The organism is Corynebacterium freneyi (genome assembly GCF_030408835.1).
GTDB lineage: Bacteria > Actinomycetota > Actinomycetes > Mycobacteriales > Mycobacteriaceae > Corynebacterium > Corynebacterium freneyi.
Map to the genome: position 1 here is coordinate 1,363,005 of NZ_CP047357.1, position 18,422 is coordinate 1,381,426.

General features: G+C 67.4%; 12 protein-coding genes. 6 read left to right on the plus strand and 6 right to left on the minus strand.

Annotated features, from left to right (window positions below):
- Nucleotides 1-26 precede the first annotated feature (26 nt).
- Nucleotides 27-737 carry a transcriptional repressor LexA gene (gene lexA, locus CFREN_RS06185; protein WP_209653124.1) on the minus strand — a complete coding sequence of 237 codons (711 nt, stop codon included), beginning with the start codon at nucleotides 735-737 and terminating at the stop codon, nucleotides 27-29.
- Nucleotides 738-1,407: 670 nt separating this feature from the next.
- On the opposite strand from lexA, the gene CFREN_RS06190 reads away from it, so the two are divergent.
- The gene (locus CFREN_RS06190; RefSeq protein WP_209653122.1) at nucleotides 1,408-1,590 is read left to right on the plus strand and encodes a hypothetical protein; all 183 of its coding nucleotides are present in this window, start codon (nucleotides 1,408-1,410) and stop codon (nucleotides 1,588-1,590) included.
- Between the two features lie 102 nt (nucleotides 1,591-1,692).
- Nucleotides 1,693-2,142, plus strand: coding sequence for a transcriptional regulator NrdR (gene nrdR, locus CFREN_RS06195; RefSeq protein ID WP_035121996.1), 450 nt, complete (start codon nucleotides 1,693-1,695; stop codon nucleotides 2,140-2,142).
- A 3-nt stretch (nucleotides 2,143-2,145) separates the two neighbouring features.
- Here the strand turns inward: nrdR and hrpA are convergent, their stop codons facing one another.
- Nucleotides 2,146-6,207 (minus strand): ATP-dependent RNA helicase HrpA, encoded by a 4,062-nt coding sequence (gene hrpA / locus CFREN_RS06200; RefSeq protein ID WP_209653120.1) that lies wholly within the window; start codon nucleotides 6,205-6,207, stop codon nucleotides 2,146-2,148.
- 101 nt (nucleotides 6,208-6,308) lie between these two features.
- Here hrpA and CFREN_RS06205 point away from each other — a divergent pair, with 101 nt between their 5' ends.
- Nucleotides 6,309-7,763 carry a Na+/H+ antiporter family protein gene (locus CFREN_RS06205; RefSeq protein ID WP_209653118.1) on the plus strand — a complete coding sequence of 485 codons (1,455 nt, stop codon included), beginning with the start codon at nucleotides 6,309-6,311 and terminating at the stop codon, nucleotides 7,761-7,763.
- Nucleotides 7,764-7,897: 134 nt separating this feature from the next.
- Here the strand turns inward: CFREN_RS06205 and CFREN_RS06210 are convergent, their stop codons facing one another.
- Nucleotides 7,898-9,307, minus strand: coding sequence for a lipase family protein (locus CFREN_RS06210; RefSeq protein WP_209653115.1), 1,410 nt, complete (start codon nucleotides 9,305-9,307; stop codon nucleotides 7,898-7,900).
- Nucleotides 9,308-9,617: 310 nt separating this feature from the next.
- On the opposite strand from CFREN_RS06210, the gene CFREN_RS06215 reads away from it, so the two are divergent.
- Both CFREN_RS06215 and CFREN_RS06220 read left to right on the plus strand, forming a co-directional pair.
- Nucleotides 9,618-11,708 carry a neutral/alkaline non-lysosomal ceramidase N-terminal domain-containing protein gene (locus CFREN_RS06215; protein ID WP_209653113.1) on the plus strand — a complete coding sequence of 697 codons (2,091 nt, stop codon included), beginning with the start codon at nucleotides 9,618-9,620 and terminating at the stop codon, nucleotides 11,706-11,708.
- Nucleotides 11,709-11,830: 122 nt separating this feature from the next.
- Nucleotides 11,831-12,997 (plus strand): MFS transporter, encoded by a 1,167-nt coding sequence (locus CFREN_RS06220; RefSeq protein ID WP_209653111.1) that lies wholly within the window; start codon nucleotides 11,831-11,833, stop codon nucleotides 12,995-12,997.
- Between the two features lie 480 nt (nucleotides 12,998-13,477).
- Here the strand turns inward: CFREN_RS06220 and ahpD are convergent, their stop codons facing one another.
- Complete coding sequence (gene ahpD, locus CFREN_RS06225) at nucleotides 13,478-14,002, minus strand: alkylhydroperoxidase, AhpD family (protein ID WP_070519929.1); 525 nt, start codon at nucleotides 14,000-14,002, stop codon at nucleotides 13,478-13,480.
- A gap of 3 nt (nucleotides 14,003-14,005) precedes the next feature.
- The gene (locus CFREN_RS06230; protein WP_070519930.1) at nucleotides 14,006-14,602 is read right to left on the minus strand and encodes a peroxiredoxin; all 597 of its coding nucleotides are present in this window, start codon (nucleotides 14,600-14,602) and stop codon (nucleotides 14,006-14,008) included.
- A gap of 216 nt (nucleotides 14,603-14,818) precedes the next feature.
- On the opposite strand from CFREN_RS06230, the gene CFREN_RS06235 reads away from it, so the two are divergent.
- On the plus strand, nucleotides 14,819-15,757 hold the full coding sequence (locus CFREN_RS06235; protein WP_209653109.1) for a hydrogen peroxide-inducible genes activator: 939 nt from the start codon (nucleotides 14,819-14,821) through the stop codon (nucleotides 15,755-15,757).
- Between the two features lie 51 nt (nucleotides 15,758-15,808).
- On the opposite strand, the gene CFREN_RS06240 is transcribed toward CFREN_RS06235, so the two are convergent.
- Nucleotides 15,809-18,355 carry a DEAD/DEAH box helicase gene (locus CFREN_RS06240; RefSeq protein ID WP_209654684.1) on the minus strand — a complete coding sequence of 849 codons (2,547 nt, stop codon included), beginning with the start codon at nucleotides 18,353-18,355 and terminating at the stop codon, nucleotides 15,809-15,811.
- Nucleotides 18,356-18,422: the final 67 nt, after the last annotated feature.

Sequence of the window (18,422 nt, forward strand, 5' to 3'; positions counted from 1 at the left end):
GGGCCCCGGAGGAACTAGAGGAAGAACTAGAGGCGGCGCAGGACGCTGACGACGCGACCGAGAATGGTGACGCCTGCGTCGACGGGGATCGGCTCGAAGGCGTCGTTGTGGGGGAGCAGCCACGTGCCGGAGCGATCTTCGTGCCACTCCTTCACCGTGGCCTCGCTGTCGGCGTCGCCGTCGATCATCGCGGCGATGAAGTCGCCGTTGTTCGCCGTCTGCTGGGACTTCACGACCACCCAGTCGCCGTCGAGGATGCCCGCGTCGACCATGGACTCGCCGACGACGCGGAGCATGTACAGATCACCGGACTCGACGAGCTCGGCGGGCAGCGCCATGTGCTCGTCGATGTTCTGCTCGGCCAGGATCGGGTTGCCGGCGGCGATCTGGCCGACGATGGGCACGTAGGTGGGGGCGGTCGCACCCTCCGGGACATCGGGGACGTCGGCCGACTTCGGCTTCGGGCCCGGCTTTCCGGCGTGCGTGCCCAGCTGCTGCTTCAGATCGCGGACGTCGACGGCACGGGGCTTGTGGGGATCGCGGCGCAGCGCCCCCTTCTTCTCCAGCTCCTTGAGCTGGTAGGCCACCGACGACGTCGAGTTCAAGCCGACCGCGTCGCCGATTTCGCGGATGCTCGGCGGGTAGCCGCGAAGCGACACCGCATCCTGGATGACTTCGAGGATGCGCCTCTGGCGATCCGTCAACTGGGTCTTGTTCGACTGCTTCTTCTCGGCCATGTGTCCACTCCCACTGGTTCAGGTCGTGCTCGATCGCGTCGTGCTCGGTGTCGTCGTGCTGGGTGTCGTCGTGTCGGGGGCGTCGTGTTCGGCGTCCGTCGCGCCGGTCATTCCCGCCCGCCGTTCGAACACGACCCTACACCAAAACCACCCGTTGTGGCACAACTGTTCGAAGTTTTCGCCCCCATCTCTGGACGCGCTCCCGTGGCGGTGCTATAAATCGAACGCGGGAACGGAGTCGAACATCCGTGCGGCACGTTCGAAAGGGATTATCCGCGTCGTTTTTTACGATGCCCGCAGATTGCCGGATGGAAGGAGCCAACCGATGACCGCCTTTATCGAAGATTACCGCATCAACACCCTGACCAGGGGAGAAGAGCAGCTTTGCGACGGGGTGCCCGCGTGGGTCCGGCAACGCCCGATCGGCGCTTCGGCTCGTGTCGGCGCGTCCGTTCGTCGGTCCGCAGCTTCCGGCGATGTTCGACGTCGTGGTGGCTCGGATCGAACGGGGGTCCGCACGTCCCGTGGCCCGTCGAACGGCCGTCCGGGTGGCGTTCCGGGGGCTTCTCGGCGTCCGAACACAGGGCGAACGTCACCGGTGCCCGCACCCGGACACGGTGTTTCGAACATCGGCCACGTTCGGGGTAGCCGTTCGGTCGTCCGGGGTCCGGTGCAGGGAGTGCGCCGCAACGCCACGTCCATGGCCATCGTCGCGGGCATCGGCGCCGTGTTCGGTCTCATGCTCCACTTTTCCGGCCTGGGGGCGCCCATGCCGGACACTCCGCCCACGCCGACGTACGTCGGGGCGTCGAGCACGGCTGGGGAACCCGTGGCAGGCGGGGTCGCGAAGTAGGGGCTCGCCACAGAGGGGGTACCACGGAGGGGTCACCACGGAGTGGGGGACGAGTAAATGGGGTTGGCCGTACAGGAGGGTGCACGCCGTATGCTCGGAAGCGTGCATTGCCAGTTTTGCCACCATGATCAAACGAAGGTCATCGACTCGCGTCTCATCGACGACGGCATGACCATCCGCCGCCGGCGGGAGTGTTTGTCGTGCGGTAAACGATTCACCACGCTGGAACGCTCCCAGCTCGTCGTCGTCAAGCGTGACGGGGTCGTGGAGGACTTCAGCCGTGACAAGGTCATCCGCGGCGTGCGGCGGGCATGCCAGGGCCGTGACGTGCCGGAAGCATCGTTGAAGTTGCTCGCCCAACAAGTCGAGGAAACGCTGCGTTCGAAGGGCACGCCGCGCGTCAATTCCAACGACATCGGCCTGGCCATCCTGGAGCCGCTGCGCGACCTCGACGAAGTCGGCTACCTGCGGTTCGCGTCGGTGTACAAGTCCTTCAGCTCCGCCCAGGATTTCGAAAACGAAATCCGGTCTCTGCGCGAACGCGACGCGTAGCACCTACCGCAACTTGTCGATGGCCTTCTTCACTCGCTGCGGCGACACCGTGCGGGCCGTGCCCAGACGCTGGGCGAACAAACTGACGCGCAGCTCCTGAATCATCCACCCGATGTCGCGGACGGCAGCCGACTTCCGGCGGCCCTCCGGCAACGCTGCCAGACGCTTCTCCAGGTACTCCTTGACCTCGGTGACCTCGTCCTCCAATTCCGCATCACGGTCGGGATCGAGGACCATGTCGGCCAGACGAATCTCCATCGCCTCCAGGTACCGGGACAGATGACGCAGATTCGCCCACCCGTGACGGGCGACCGCACCCTTGGGCAGCATGAACGCAAGCTGCGACCGCATGTCGTCGATCGCCGGGCCATCCCACTCGTCCAACTGCGACACCACCCGGTGATACGCCGGAAGCATCTTCGCCATGCCCACGACGAGCTGACGAACCTGCCCCGCCACCTGCGGCTTCACCGTGTCGCGCAGCGTCGCGTACTCGGCGGGATCGCGGACCGGACCGCCGGCGTCGATCATCCGGTCGCGCACGACGGTCACCCGGCAGTCCTCGACGAGGCCCTCCGTCCCGGCATGCGGCCACGCGTCGACGGCGACCCGCTGCTGCAAGGGCAGTCCCTTGACCATCGCGGTGGTCTGCACGGTGCATTCGCGCAGCAGCATCGTCAGCGTCGCCGTCATCAGCGACGCCTTCGCCTGCGCCTCCGTCGGCACGACCTTCACCGCGACGCCGTCCTTGGTGGCCACCAGCGTCGGGTAGGCGGTGACCTTCTGGCCGTCGACGGTGTTCTCCACGGTCTCCGGCACGGCGCCGAGGTTGTCGGCGGTCCACTCCTTCACCGCCGCATGCTGGGACGAACCGGCCGCCTTCGCCACGGCCGTGGTCACCTGTCCGGCGCGCCGCTTCTGCAGCGCCAGCAGATCCCGGTCCTGGTCGGTGACGTCGCCGCGCCGGTCGACGGTGGCGAAGTTGAACCGCAGGTGCGGCGGCAGTTTGGTCACGTCGAAGTCGTCGGCGTTGATGCCCGTGCCGCCCAACTGGCGCAGCGCATCGGCCAGCGACTCCCGCAGCGGCCGCGCGTACGGGGTCATCGACGCCAGGGCGCGTGCCGCGAAGTCGGGGGCGGGCACGACGGAGCGTCGCGAGGCCTTGGGCAGGGTGCGGATCAGCGATTCCACCAGCTCCTGCCGCAGTCCGGGCACGAGCCAGTCGAATCCCTCGTCGCGCAGGCCGGCCAGCAGCGGCACGGGCACGTGGAGGGTGACGCCGTCGTCGTCGGCCCCGGGTTCGAAGCGGTAGGACAGTTGGAAGTCGAGGCTGCCCTGCTGCCACAGGTCGGGGAACGCGGCGGCGTCGACGTCGTGGGAATCCGGGTTGACCAGCGCGTTCGGGTCGAAGTCGAGCAGGTGCGGGTCGGATTGGGACGTCTTCTTCCACCACCGGTCGAAGTTGGCGGCCGTGGTGGCGTTGTGCGGGATCTTCGCGTCGTAGAAGGCGTACAGGGTGTCGTCGTCGACGACGATGCCGCGGCGGCGGGCCTTGTCCTCGATGCGGGCGGCGTCTTCGAGTTTGGCGCGGTTGTCGGCGAAGAACTTGTGGTGGGTGGTCCACTCGCCGTCGACGAGGGCGTGGCGGATGAACATTTCGCGCGCGGCGGCCGGGTCGACGCGGTGGTAGGGCACGGCGCGGTCGACGACGACGGGCACGCCGTAGAGCGTCGACTTCTGGTAGGCCATGGCCGCGCCGCGCTTGGTGGACCAGTGCGGTTCGGAGTACTGGTGTTTGAGCAGGTGGGAGGCGAGCTTTTCCACCCACGCCGGTTCGATGCGCGCGGCGTCGCGGGCGAAGGTGCGCGAAGTTTCGACGATTTCGGCGGCCATGACCCACCGCGGCGGCTTCTTCGCCAGCGACGACGACGGGTGCACGAGGAACTTGGTGTTGCGGGTGCCGGTGAATTCCTTGCCTTCGCCTTCGCGCACGCCGATCTGGGACAGCAGGCCGGCCAGCAGCGATTGGTGGATGGCGTCGGGGGAGGGGTCGTTGCCGTCGACGGACCAGTTCCAGCCGAGGTCGGCGACGACTTGGTTGAGCTGGCGAATCAGGTCCTGCCATTCCCGCACGCGCATGTAGTGCAGGAATTCACGTTGGCACATTTTGCGGAATTGGTTGCCGGACAATTCGGCGCGCTTTTCCCGCAGGTGTTCCCACAGTTTGAGGTAGGACAGGAAGTCGTTGGTGGTGTCCTTGAATCGCGCGTGGGCCTGGTCGGCTTGGGCTTGCTTTTCCAGGGGGCGTTCGCGCACGTCCTGCAGGCTGAGGGCGGCGACGATGACGGTGACGGGTTTGAGCGCGCCGTTGGCGTGGGCTTCCACCAGCATCCGGGCCAGTCGGGGGTCGACGGGGATGCGCGCCAGTTCGCGGCCGGTCGGCGTCAGGGACAGTGCGTTGTCGGCGCCGTCGCCGTCGTCGTGTGCGTCGCGGGTGCCGGTGCGTTTTTTGCTTGACGACGTCCCGGCGGTGTCTTTGGCAGAGGCCAGTGCCCCGAGTTCGTCGAGAAGTTGCACGCCGTCGCGGATGGCCTTGTGGTCGGGGGCGTCGACGAAGGGGAACGCCGCGACGTCGCCGAGGCCGAGGTTGGCCATCTGCAGGATCACCGACGCGAGGTTGGTGCGCTGGATCTCCGGATCGGTGAATTCCGGGCGGGACAGGAAGTCCTCTTCGGAGTACAAGCGGATGGCGATGCCGTCGGCGACGCGGCCGCAGCGGCCCGAGCGCTGGTTGGCGCTGGCCTGGCTGACCGGTTCGACGGGCAGGCGCTGGACCTTGGTGCGGGTGGAGTACCGGGAAATGCGGGCGGTGCCGGTGTCGACCACGTAGTGGATGCCCGGGACCGTCAGCGACGTTTCGGCGATGTTGGTGGCCAGGACGATGCGTCGTGAAGCATGCGGACCGAAAACCCGGTGCTGCTCCGCATTGGACAGGCGACCGAACAGCGGCAGCACCTCCACGCCGCGCCACTTCTGGCCCTCGATGGCTTCCGCGGCCTCGCGGATCTCGCGCTCGCCGGAGAAGAACACCAGGATGTCGCCGTCGCCTTCCCGCATGAGCTCGCGGCACGCGGCGACGACGCCGTCGATCTGGTCGATGTCGGTGACGCGGGTTTCGGTCTGCCCGTTTTTGCGGGTGACGGTCTCCTCGACGACCAGCGGGCGGTAGCGCACCTCGACGGGGTAGGTGCGGCCCGATACCTCGATGATCGGCGCGGGCTTGCCGTCGGCGTCGGCGAAATGCTCGGCGAAACGCTCCGGGTCGATCGTCGCCGAGGTGATGATGACCTTCAGGTCCGGGCGCTTCGGCAGCAGCCGCTTGAGGTAGCCCAGCAGGAAATCGATGTTGAGGCTGCGCTCGTGGGCCTCGTCGATGATGATCGTGTCGTACTCGAGCAGCAGCCGATCACGCTGGATCTCGGCGAGCAGGATTCCGTCGGTCATGAGTTTGACGCACGTGTCGCGGCCGACCTTGTCGTCGAAACGGATGGCGTAGCCGACGTGGCCGCCGATCTTCTCGCCCAGTTCGTCGGCGATGCGCTCGGCGACGGTGCGGGCCGCCAGACGGCGGGGCTGCGTGTGGCCGATCTTGCCCAGCACGCCGCGGCCGAGGTCGAGCAGGATCTTCGGGATCTGCGTGGTCTTGCCGGAACCGGTTTCGCCGGCGATGACGGTGACCTGGTTGTTTTCGATGGCCTCGGCGATGTCGTCGCGGCGGGCCGACACCGGCAGCGACGCCGGGTAGGTGATCTCCGGGATCGACTCGCGGCGTTCCTCGACGCGCAGGCGAGCCAGCTCGATGTCGTCGGCGATCGCGTGGATCGACGCCGGCGCCGACGCGCGCTTGAGGCGGCGGCGGAAGCTGCGGGCTTCCGCGTGGGGCACCCCGTCCAGGCGCGCGTAAATGGGCCGCTTGTCCACGTGGGGGCGGGAATCGGGGGAGCGGCGGCCGCGTCGCTGACCGCTGCGAGGGGCGCGGCCGGAATTCTCGTTGTGCTCAGACATGGTTGCCAGCAAGGGTAGCCGCTGGCGGCGTTAGCAATCTCACTGGCACGGGCGGGGCCGTGATGCGGGAATGAATGCCATCGTCATTTAAGGTTTTTCTCATGAACTCCGTGTTGATCGCCGTTTTGGTGATGCTCATCCTCGCGATATCGCGCGTCCATGTTGTCCTGGCGCTCTTCATCGGCGCCCTGATCGGCGGTTTGCTCGGCGGCCTCGGTTTCGACGGGACGCTGGTGGCGTTCCAGGAGGGTCTGTCGGGTGGTGCGCGCATCGCGCTGAGTTACGCCTTGCTGGGCGCCTTCGCCATGGCCGTCGCCCAGTCGGGTCTGCCGCAGTTGCTGGCAAACAAGATCGTCGGCACGGTCACCGGCAAGGACCCGGAAGAAAACGCCAAGGCGGTCGGCGTCGTGAAGTGGTCGATGCTCGGCGGTTTCACCCTGATGGCGGTGCTGTCGCAGAACCTCATTCCGGTGCACATCGCGTTCATCCCGTTGATCGTCCCGCCGCTGCTGGTGGCCATGAACAAACTGAAGATCGACCGCCGGGCCGCCGCGTGCGCTCTGACGTTCGGCCTGGTGACCACCTACATGTTCATCCCGCTGGGCTTCGGTTCGATCTTCCTCAACGACATCCTGCTGGGCAACATCGAAAGCGCCGGCCTGGACACCAGCGACATCAACATCCTGCAGGCGATGGGCATCCCCGCCGCCGGCATGTTCACCGGCCTGCTCGTCGCACTGTTCATCAGCTACCGCAAGCCCCGCACCTACGCCGATGAGCCCATCGCCGACACGGGCGCCCGCGGCAGCGCCGACGCCGATCGGGACGATCTGTTCCCGGCCGGTGCCGCCGACCCGGACGCCGCCGGCGACTACGCCGCCGTGGACACCATCGCGCGTGCGGCAACCGAGCCGATCGAGCGTCGCAAGGTGATCATCGCGGTGGTCGCGATTTTCGCCACCTTCGGCATCCAGGTGTGGATGCAGTCGACCGATTTCGAGGCCGACTCGCTGCTCATCGGCGCGCTGGCGGGTCTGGCGGTGTTCATGATCACCGGTGGCGTCAATTGGCGCGAGGCCGACGACGTGTTCACCGCAGGTATGAAGATGATGGCCCTGATCGGTTTCATCATGATTTCCGCCCAGGGCTTCGCCTCCGTGATGACGGAGACCGGCGACGTCGAGCCGCTGGTCGAGGCCACCGCCGAGATGTTCGCCGGTTCGCAGGCCGCGGCGGCGATCGCGATGCTCATCGTCGGTCTCATCGTCACCATGGGCATTGGTTCGTCGTTCTCGACGCTGCCGATCATCTCGGCGATCTACGTGCCGCTGTGCGCTGCGCTGGGTTTCTCGCCGCTGGCCACCGTCGCCATCATCGGCACCGCCGGTGCGCTGGGTGATGCGGGGTCGCCGGCGTCGGACTCCACGCTGGGCCCGACGGCCGGCCTCAACGCCGACGGACAGCACGACCACATCCGCGACTCGGTCATCCCGACGTTCATCCACTTCAACCTTCCGCTGCTGGCGGCGGGCTGGATTGCGGCGATGGTTCTGTAGGAAATCCGCGGCCGGTAGGCGGCGTTTGCCACCTACCGGGCAAGCCGGAAGTTCCCGGCCCATTAACGTCTCGACCGCGCACGGTGTCGGATCGGTGCGCGGTCGTGGTGTCTTTGGGCCGATGATCGGCGCGGCTAGATCGAGCCGGACGAAGCGTCGGCCGACGAGGACGCCGGGACGTCGACGCCGTTGAACTGGCCGATGAGCCAATCCTTGGCATCGACGAAGCCCACCGGCATCGGGCCGAGATGGCCGATCGAGAAGCGCGGCAGCACGGAGGGCAGCGGCATCGAACGGAACTCGACGTCGGCGCCCATGTCCGCCCACCGCTGCGCCAGGGCCTCGGCCTGATCATGCGGGATGGCGTCGTCGTTGACGTTGTTGACCACCAGCACCGGGGCGTTGGGCTTCAACGTGCCGATGAGCTGACGATCCACCAACGCCTTCAGCGTCGGATTGGTGCGGATGTGCTCCTGAATGGATCGGCCATCCTGGGTCAACTCGCCCGTCGGGTTGGGGTGGGTGGTGCCCATCACGCCGAAGGAGACGACGCTGTCGACGATGCACTGGGTGCGGGTCTTCTCCACGACTTCCCGTCCCTTGTCGTTGGTGATGGCGTCGATCTCACCCCGGATCTCCGGGTGGGCCTCCAGCAGACCGTTGATGGTGTAGCCGAGAACGCCGACGATGATGTTGCGATCGACCGCGCCGGCGACGACCTCCAGATCCGCCGGGGGAGCACCGGCGTAGGTGCCCTTCACGTCGAGCTCCGGCGCGTAAGACTCCGCCAGCTCGGCCGCCGCCGCAGCGGCACCCCCGCCCTGGGAGTAACCCCAGAAACCGACGGGAGAGTGCTCCCCGGTCAGCGCCGGCACGACCCGCGCGGCATCGAGCATCGCGTGTCCCTGATCGACGCGGTTCATGTAGGTGTGAACCCCCGGGGTGCCCAGACCAATGTAGTCGGTCATCACCACGCGCACGCCGTCGCGAAGCAAAATGTTGGCGAACATCAGCTCGTAGTTGATGCCCATGGACGGCTGCTCCACATCCAGACCGAGCATGCCCGACGCCAGACGCGACGGAGCGCACTGGTCACCCTGGCCGATGGTTCCGGAGCCGATGACCACCGTCGGACGCGCGCCCTCACCCGTCCACTCCGCGATCGGATCCATGGCGAAACCGGTCACCGCGACGATCTCGTCACGGCTGTTGAGCGAGGTGTACATGAACCGCTCCGCCTTGCCAGGCCACGGCCCATCGACGTTCGGCAACGTGACGTTGAGATCCATCGGTTCGGACCGGATCAACTGGCCCGGCGCGCCGGGAAGCTGCTCCGGCGGCATGTAAAACGCGTTGGCCCCCGTGAAGTCGGGGGACATGTCCAGGGAACCCAGCGACGGCGCGGGAACGTCCTGGGCCGTGGCATGGGGAGCCGCGAGAAGAGACGCGCACATCGCGGCGGCGGTCAACGAAGCGAAGGCGACGGAACGGGACGACTGGCCGAAACGGCGTCCGAGAGATCGACGGCGGAAAGACGAAGACACGAAAAAGCTCCTGGCGGAAATCGGCGATCGCCCGCGGGCACGTGCGGGCAACCGGGGGTGCTGCGTGGGGAGAAAGGGGCGGACGAAGGCCATGCGTCCTGGTGCGGCGCCGGTTTCGTCCATATGATTAGCCCCGGTGAAAGGTTAAGCGATGGCAATAGTCTCCACCCGGAAGGGGTCTCATCGCTGGATTTTGACCAAAAATTACATATATGAGTGTCGCGTCACACTAAGGTTCCGCCAAGAGTTCGGCGACGAACGTTTCGTCGCACGACCGCACACGAACCACCATCGTCGAGGGGAACCGCACATGACCGACGTCGCCCGAATCATCCCGACCCTGCCGCGCCGGGCCTTCCTCGGAGCCACCGCCGCCACCACTGCGCTGGGAGCCGCCCTGGCCGCCGATTGGGGCGGGCTGGCCCCCGCCGCAGCCCAACCCGCCGGCGACGCGGCAACCCCCGGGGCGTCGTCAAGCATCCCCATGACCGTCGGCCGCGGCATGGCCGACATGACCGGCGAACCCCTCGGCGCCGGCATGAACGGCTACGCGGTGCTCAGCCAGCAAACCAGCGGCCTGCGCCAGCGCCAGTTCGCCCGCGCCTTCGTCTTCGACGACGGCAACGGCGGCCGAGTCGCCCACGTCACCGCCGACATGGGCCTGATGTTCCAGTCCATCCAGATGGAAGTCCTCCGCCGCCTGCGCGCACGCTTCGGCGACGTCTACCACGAAGGCAACGTGCTCATCGGCGCGTCCCACACCCACGTCGCTCCCGGCGGCACCTCCGGCCACCTCATGGTCGACCTGACCACCCTCGGCTTCCGGCCCGTCACCTTCGAAGCCACCGTCGCCGGCATCGTGAAGGCCATCGAACGCGCCGACGCAGACATGGCCCCCAGCCACATCGCCCTGACCCGCGGCACCGTCGCCGACGCCGGCGTCAACCGGTCCAAGACGGCCTTCGACAACAACCCCGACGCCGACAAGGCCGCCTTCCCCGACGGAGTCGACCGCGATTCGGTCACGCTGCACGTGCTTCGCGACGGCAAGGCCATCGGCCTGATCAACTGGTACGGCATCCACCCCACGACCTTCGGCCCGGAACACACCATCGTCTCCGGCGACAACAAGGGATACGCCGCCTGGCTGGCCGAACACCGCGCCGGCGTCGACCACACCAATCCCGCGACGGCGCCGTACGTCGCGGCGTTCGCCATGTCCACCCCCGGCGACATCAGCCCCAACCACGGCCTGGTGCCCAACTCCGGGCCCGGCGACGGCAACGAATACGAGTCCGCCCGCATCCTCGGCCGCCGCCAGCTCGACGGCGTGGCGGGCCGCGCGGTCCCGCTGGCCGGCGGCGGAATCGACGCCCGCCACCAGTGGGTCGACATGCGCGACGTCAAGGTCGACGGCCGCTTCACCCCGGACGGCCAGCCCGGCACCACCGGACCCGCCATCCTCGGCGCGGCCTTCGCCGCCTCCTCGCAGGAAGACGGCGGCGGCGAACCCATGCTCGGCTTCAACGAAGGCGCCCGCGGCGGCACTCCCTGGGTGCGACAGGTCAACCAGGTCGTCGTGCCCGCCTCCGCTTCGGCCATCCACGGCGCCAAGGAAAACCTCCTGCCCGTCGGCTACATCCCCGGCCTGGTGCAGCAGACCCACGTCTTCCACCTGCACCGCATCGGCGGCATCACCATCGCCTCGCTCGCGTTCGAACCGACCACCGTGGCGGGCCTGCGCATGCGCCGCGCCATCGCCGAAGCGCTCGGCGTCGACATGGACACCGTCATCGTGCAGGGCTACACCTCCGGCTACGGCCACTACATCACCACGCCGGAGGAGTACGACCAGCAGGACTACGAGGGCGGCGCCACCATCTTCGGCCGCCTCACGCTGCCCGCGGCCACCCAGGTCTTCGACGGTCTCGCCTCCGCCATGGCCGCCGGCATCCCCGTCGACTCCGGCGCCGCCGAAGGCGACCTCACCGGCAAGATCCCGCCGTCGCCGGCCGGCAACCCCTTCGTCGACCTCGCCCCGGTCGGGAAGAACTTCGGCGACGTCCTGACCGGCCCCGACGGCCCGGTCGCCGTCGGCACCCACGTAGCCATCGCCTTCGTCGGCGCCAACCCCAACTCCGACCTGCGCCACGAATCGGGCTTCCTGTCCGTGGAAAAGCGCGGCGGGGACAACGGCGAAGGAACCCGCATCGCCGACGACTCCCACGAAGCGACCGTCATCGAATTCGCCAACGAGGGAGCCTCGACGACCACCACCATCACCTGGGACACCAGCGACGTCGAGCCTGGGGAGTACGTCATCCGCTACCGGGGATCCTCCCGCGGTGCGGGCGGCGAGCTCACCGCCTTCGAGGGCGCCGCCGACGTCACCGTCGTCTAACCTTGGACGTCATCGTCGTCAAGCACTGATTGATCCGGTGCCCGCCGACGTCGACGCGCTGCTGCGGCCCACCGGCCGGAGTTTTACACTGGAACATCTCATCGACCGATGGAGGATTGCACATGACCGATGACAACGGCCGTCCCGGCGACGGCAACGCCGGCAACGACCCCTACGGCCAGCAGGGATACGGCCAGGACCCGTACGGCCAGCAGGGATACGGCCAGGCCCCGTACGGCCAGCAGGGATACGGCCAGGACCCGTACGGCCAGCAGGGATACGGCCAGGACCCGTACGGCCAGCAGGGATACGGCCAGGCCCCGTACGACCAGCAGGGATACGGCCAGGCCGGCTACCAGGGCTACCAGGGCTACCAGGGTTACCAGGCGCCGGGACAGGGCTACTGGCAGCAGGGTCAGCAGGGCGCCGGAGATCCGGGCATCGGCGTCGGACAGCCCGGCGGTGAGGCCCCGCCGACGTCGCCCGTGATGTCCGGCGAAGCCCCGTTCAACATCACGCAGCCGATTACGACGGCGTTCAAGCGCGTCAACGCCAACATCGGCACGTGGCTCGGATTCATGGCGGCGGCCGGCGGCGTGATCGCCGTGGTCATGTTCCTCTTCTTCGGCGTCATCTTCGGCGGCATGTGGTCGAGCCTGTCCAACTACAACCCGTCGGATCCGTACAGCAGCCCGACGGACGCCGGACTCGGAGCAGCCGTCGGCGCGATCCTGTTGATGTACCCGGTGCTGTTCGTGCTCATCTTCGCGTTCACGGTGTTCGCCTACCGCGGCGCGTTCGAGGAAATCGACGGTCGCAGGCCGTCGTTCGGCACGTTCTTCCGCGTCACCCGGTGGGGATCGCTGGTCGGCGTGTGGTTTTTCACCAGCATCCTCGGCTTCGTCTCCCAGATCCCGGGTGTCCTCATGATGTTCGCCGCCGGTGCCGTGGCCGAACGTTCCTCCGCCGCGGGCATCGTGGTGACGATATTGGCGTACGTGCTGCTCATCGCCGGCTCCGTCGTGATGTTGCCGATCTCCGTGATGATGCAGATGCTCGTCATGGACGGCCGCGCCAAGGTGCTGGAGGCCCCCGCCGTGGCGTGGAACCTGGTCAAGGCGCGGTTCTGGCCGGTCCTCGGCGCGCTGGTGCTGGCGAGCATCATCGGCGCGGTCGGCGTTTTCCTCTGCTACGTCGGTGCGCTGTACACCCTGCCGATTCAAATGGTCGCCTACGTCGAGATCTACCGCCAGGTCGTCGGCGGTCGACGCCCCGTGCCGATTCCGTAGTTCGCCGCGGCCCCGGCCCCGGCGTGCGCCTCGTTTTCGCACGCTTTCACGGGCCCATCACCCCGAAGTCGCCCGCCGTTCATGGCGCGGCCGCTTCGGGGTCATGTGTTTCGGGGATGATCGTCGGCTCCCGCGGGCGTCGCCCCGCACCGGCCATCCCTAAACCACGGGGTCGGTCCGCCCCGTTCCTGAACCACGGGGTCCAAACTGCGGGGTCTCCTGTTTTTCGGCGCTAAACCACGGGGTCGCCATCGAACCCGTGGTTTAGACCCCGTGGTTTGGAAGACGGTGAGCTGACCCCGTGGTGTGTCGGCATTCGTGCCATTTCGGGCTTTGCGACGGCCGTCGTCACGCACACCGGCCCCGAAACACGGACAGCGCCCACGAAAAAACCGCCGCACCCGACCCGGGCGAAACCGGGGGAGTGCGGCGGCCTTCTCGAAGCCGTGAGGCTATCGCTGCCGTGAGGCGAGGAAACGCTTAGCGCGCGCCCTCGACCTGGACGGTCTGGGCGACGGCCTGGACCACCGCGGCGATCTTCACGGCCTCCCAAACCTGCTCCTTGGTCAGACCCTCCTCGCGGACGGTCTTGTCGTGGGCGACGGCGCAGTGCTCGCAGCCGTTGATCGTGGACACGGCCAGCGACCACAGCTCGAAGTCGGCCTTCTCCACGCCGGGCTTGGCGATGATGTTCATGCGCAGGCCGAACTTCACCTGGGCGTAGTCGTCGCCGAGCCAACCCTTGGCGCGGTAGGCGACGTTGTTCATCGCCATGACGGTGGCGGCGCCGAGCGCGGCCTCGAAGGCCTCGTCGGACAGGTGCTCCTTGGCCTCCTCGGAGATCTCCGAGAAGACGGTGTCATTGCGGGTCGCGGCCGCCGACGCCAGGAGGGTGCCCCACAGCTGCTGCTCGTTGAGCTCGGTGGAACGGGTCAGGGTGCCCAGGTTCAGCTTCTGATCCTTGGCGTACTCCGGCAGACCGGAGCGAAGGTTGTCAATGCTCATCTATTACTTCAGCTCCTGCTTCAGGACGTCCATCTTGTCGATGTTCTTGGTGGGGTCGTTCTTCTGCCAGTTGCAGGCGCAGACCTCCTCGGACTGCAGGGCGTCGAGGACGCGCAGGACCTCGTCGACGTTGCGGCCCACGGCGTCCGGGGTGACGGAGACGAACTGGATGATGCCGTCCGGGTCGATGATGAAGGTGGCGCGGTCGGCGACGCCGTCGGCGTTCTCGACGCCGAGCGCACGCATCAGGTCGTGGCGGATGTCGGAGAACATCGGGAACGGGATGTCGAGCAGTTCCTCGTGGGTGGCGCGCCAGTTGAAGTGGGAGAACTCGTTGTCGCCGGAGCCGCCGAGAACGATGGTGTCGCGGTCCTCGAACTCCTCGTTGAGCTTGCCGAACGCGGCGATCTCGGTCGGGCAGACGAAGGTGAAGTCCTTCGGGTAGAAGAAGACGATCTTCCACTTGCCCTCGTACGAGTCGTTGGTGACCTGCTCGAAGTAGTCGTCGGGCGAAGCGGCGTTGGCCTCGCGCAGGTTGCCGCCCTTCAGGGCGGTCAGGTTGAACTCGGGGAACTTGTCGCCAACGGTGAGCAGAGCCATGTGAATCCTCCTAGGGGATTGGCTTGGAGTCGGTGTTCGTACGGCGCAGACGGCGCGGTGACGATTTTCCCGCTCGGCCACCCGCCGGGGGATGGTGTATCCGCCCTGGTGGTGGTGCCGGCGGGGATCGTCCCATCCGGTGCATCGCCCATTATGCCTATGAAACCTCGGACTGTCAAGAGGTAATTTGAAATAGTCTCGTGTACGCTCATAGGCATGCGTAATCGCGAATACCGCCCCACCCTCCCGCAGCTTCGCGCTTTCGTCGCGATCGCTGACACCGGCCACTTCGGTCAGGCCGCCCAGCGAATCGGCATTTCCCAGCCCTCCCTGTCCCAGGCCCTGTCCACGCTCGAAGGTGGTCTGGGCGTCCAGCTCGTGGAGCGTTCCACGCGCCGTCTGCTGGTCACGCCGTTGGGTCGCAGCATTTTGCCGTATGCCCGCCAGGTGTCGGAGATCGTCGACGACATCGTGGCCCGTGCGTCGGGTCGCGCCGATGAGCTCGCGGGTCCGTTGGCCATTGGTTTCATTCCGACGGTCGCGCCCTACATCCTGCCGAATTTTCTGGTCAACGTCCGCGAGGAGTTGCCGGAGCTGGAGCCGCGCATCGTGGAGGAGCCCACGGCGCACCTCATCGAGGCGTTGCGTTCGGGTGCCATCGACGCGGCGGTGCTGGCGTTGCCGTCGGGGGTGTCGTCGTTCGAGGAGACTCCGCTGTACGAGGAGGAGTTCCATCTCGTGCTTCCGGAGGGCCATGACCTGGCCGGCCACGATGATGTGCCGTTGGATGCGCTGACGGATTTGAATCTGTTGTTGCTTGACGACGGCCACTGCCTGCGTGACCAGGTGCTGGATCTGTGTCGTCGGGTGGATGCCCATCGCGACGACAGCCTGGGGTTGGAGACGCGCGCTGCGTCGTTGTCGACCGTCGTGCAGTGCGTCGCCGGCGGGCTGGGCGAAACCCTGGTGCCCGAGTCGGCGCTGAAGGTGGAGGCGCAGCGCCCCGGTCTGGCCACCGCGCGTTTCGAGGGGCCGACGCGCCCCGGCCGCACCATCGGACTGGTCCACCGGGCGTCGTCGGTGCGCGGCGACGAGTTCACCCGCATCGGTGAGCTGGTCAAGGCTGCCTACGACCGGGCCGTGTCGGAGAACTGAGACAGCGGCGAAGAACGGAGGCCCGCGGAGAACTGATCCGCACCCGCCGGGTCAGCCCGCCTTGACCTCCAACGACCGCAGGCGGACCTCGCCGGCGGCGTCGGATTCGGCCAGATCGACGTCGGCGACGATGCGCCAACCGCGGTCGCCTTCGGGGTCGAGGATGGTCTGCTCGACGCGCCACACGCCGCCGTCGGGGGCTTCGCCGGTCGCACGGGAGTCGTCGACGCGGAAATGCTCCGGGCCCCGGGCGGACGGTCCCAGGTCGACGTCGTCGTATTCGTCGAAGTAGTCGTCCATGAGCGCCGGCCAGTCCGGCGCGTCGTCGAGGTAGGAGTCGAGCTCCTCCAGTTCGCGTTCCTTTTCCAGCGCGAACAGCTGGACGTGGCGGAACATGAGGTTGCGCACCATGCGGGTGAAGGCGCGGGTGTTGCCGGTCAGCGGGCGGGATTCGTCGCCGCCGAACGCCGCCTCGCGAAGAGTCTCCTCGTCGACCGGTTTGTCGGGGTCGGCCATCTGCGCCCACTCGTCGACCAGCGAAGAGTCGACCTGCTGGATGAGTTCGCCGAGCCATTCGATGACATCGGCGAGCTCGTCGTTGGCGGCCTCCCGGGGCAGGGTGTGCCGGAGGGTGCGCCACGCATCGGTGAGGTAGCGCAACAGCACGCCTTCGGCGCGGGCGATGCCGTATTCGGAGACGACGTCGGAGAAGGTCATGCCCTTTTCCACCATCTCGCGGACGACGGACTTCGGCGACAGTTCGAACTCGCGCACCCACGGGTGGCCCTTGGCGTAGGTCTGGTACGCCTGCTCCAGCTCCTCGTCGAGGGGCTTGGGCCAGGTGATGTCCTCGACGATGTTCATCCGCTCGGTGTAGTCGACGCCCTCGGCCTTCAACGCCGCGATCTCCTCGCCGCGCGCGGCCTTCTGCTGCGCGGCAAGCAGCGGTCGGGGATCGTCGAGGATGGATTCGAACACGGAGATGACGTCGAGCGAGTAGTCCTCGGCCTCCGGGTCGAGCAGTTCGAGTGCGGCCAGGGCGAAGGGGGCCAGCGGCTGGTTGAGAGCGAAGTCGCGCTGCAGTTCCACGGTCAACCGCGGCCGGATGTCGTCGTCGCCGCCGGGGCCGGTGGTCTCCTCGACGATGCCGGCGGCGACGAGGCCCCGGTAGAGCTCGATGGCGGTGAGGATCGCCTGGTTCTGCTGGTGGCGGGTGTCATGGTTGCCGCGCAGCAGGTCGCGCATGTTGGCGTAGGTGTCGCCGCCGCGGGCGATTACGTTGAGCAGCATGCCGTTGCTCACCCGGAACCGGCTGGTCAGGGCCTCCGGCGGCTGCTCGACGAGCTTGTCGAACGTCTTCTCCGACCACGTCACCTCACCCTTGGGGGCGGCCTTGAGGCGGAGCTTCTTCATCTTCGCCTCGTCCTGTCCGGCGCGTCGGCGCAGCTTGAAGTTCTCGATCTCGTGGTCCGGGGCCTGCACGACGACGGTGCCCTCGGTGTCGTAGCCCGCCCGTCCGGCGCGGCCGGCGATCTGGTGGAACTCGCGGGATTTCAGGATGCGTTGGCGCGTGCCGTCGTACTTGACCAGGCCGGTCATCAGCACCGTGCGGATGGGCACGTTGATGCCCACGCCGAGGGTGTCGGTGCCGCAGATGACCTTGAGCAGGCCGGTCTGCGACAGCCGTTCGACCAGACGCCGGTACTTCGGCAACATGCCGGCGTGGTGGACGCCGATTCCGCGGCGGACCAGTTTCGACAGCACGCGGCCGAAGGACGTCGTGAAGCGGAAGTCGCCGATCTCCTGGCGGATGCGTTCCTTCTCCTCCGGGTTGAGCAGGGTCAGGCCGGTGAGCGCCTGCGCCCGTTCGATGGCCTCGCGTTGCGAGAAATGCACGACGTAGATCGGCGCCTTGCCGTCGGCCAGCAGCTCGTCGAGGGTGTCGTGGACCGGGGCGTAGACGTAATGGAAGTCCAGCGGCACCGGGCGGGTGGTGCCGGTGACCAGTTCGACGTCGCGCCCGGTGCGTTCCTTCAGGTCGCGGCGGAACATGGACACGTCGCCGAGCGTGGCGGACATGAGCAGAAACTGCGCGCGGTGAAGAAGCAGCAGCGGCACCTGCCACGCCCAGCCGCGGTCGGGCTCGGCGTAGAAGTGGAACTCGTCCATGACCACCTGATCGATGCGCGCCTCCGGGCCCTCGCGCAGCGCGATGTTGGCGACGATTTCGGCGGTGGCGCAAATGATCGGGGCGCCGCCGTTGACGGTGGCGTCGCCGGTCATCATGCCGACGTTCTCCGCGCCGAACACCTCGCACAAGGCGAAGAACTTCTCGCTGACCAGCGCCTTGATCGGGGCGGTGTAGAAGCTGCGCTGCCCGCGCGCCAGGGCGACGAAATGCGCGGCGATGGCCACCATCGACTTTCCCGAGCCCGTCGGCGTGGCCAGGATGACGTGGTCTCCGCCGGCCAGGGCCAGCGTCGCCTCCTCCTGCGCGGGGTAGAGCGTGATGCCCGTCTGCCTGGTCCAGGCGATGAAGGAGTCGACGATCGCGTCGTCGATCAGTGATTCGGGGACGTCGGCGAGGTCGGGGAGCATGGCGGAGAGGGACACGCCGTCCACACTATCCAATTGCCCGATCTGACAGGCCCGCCGTGGTTACATG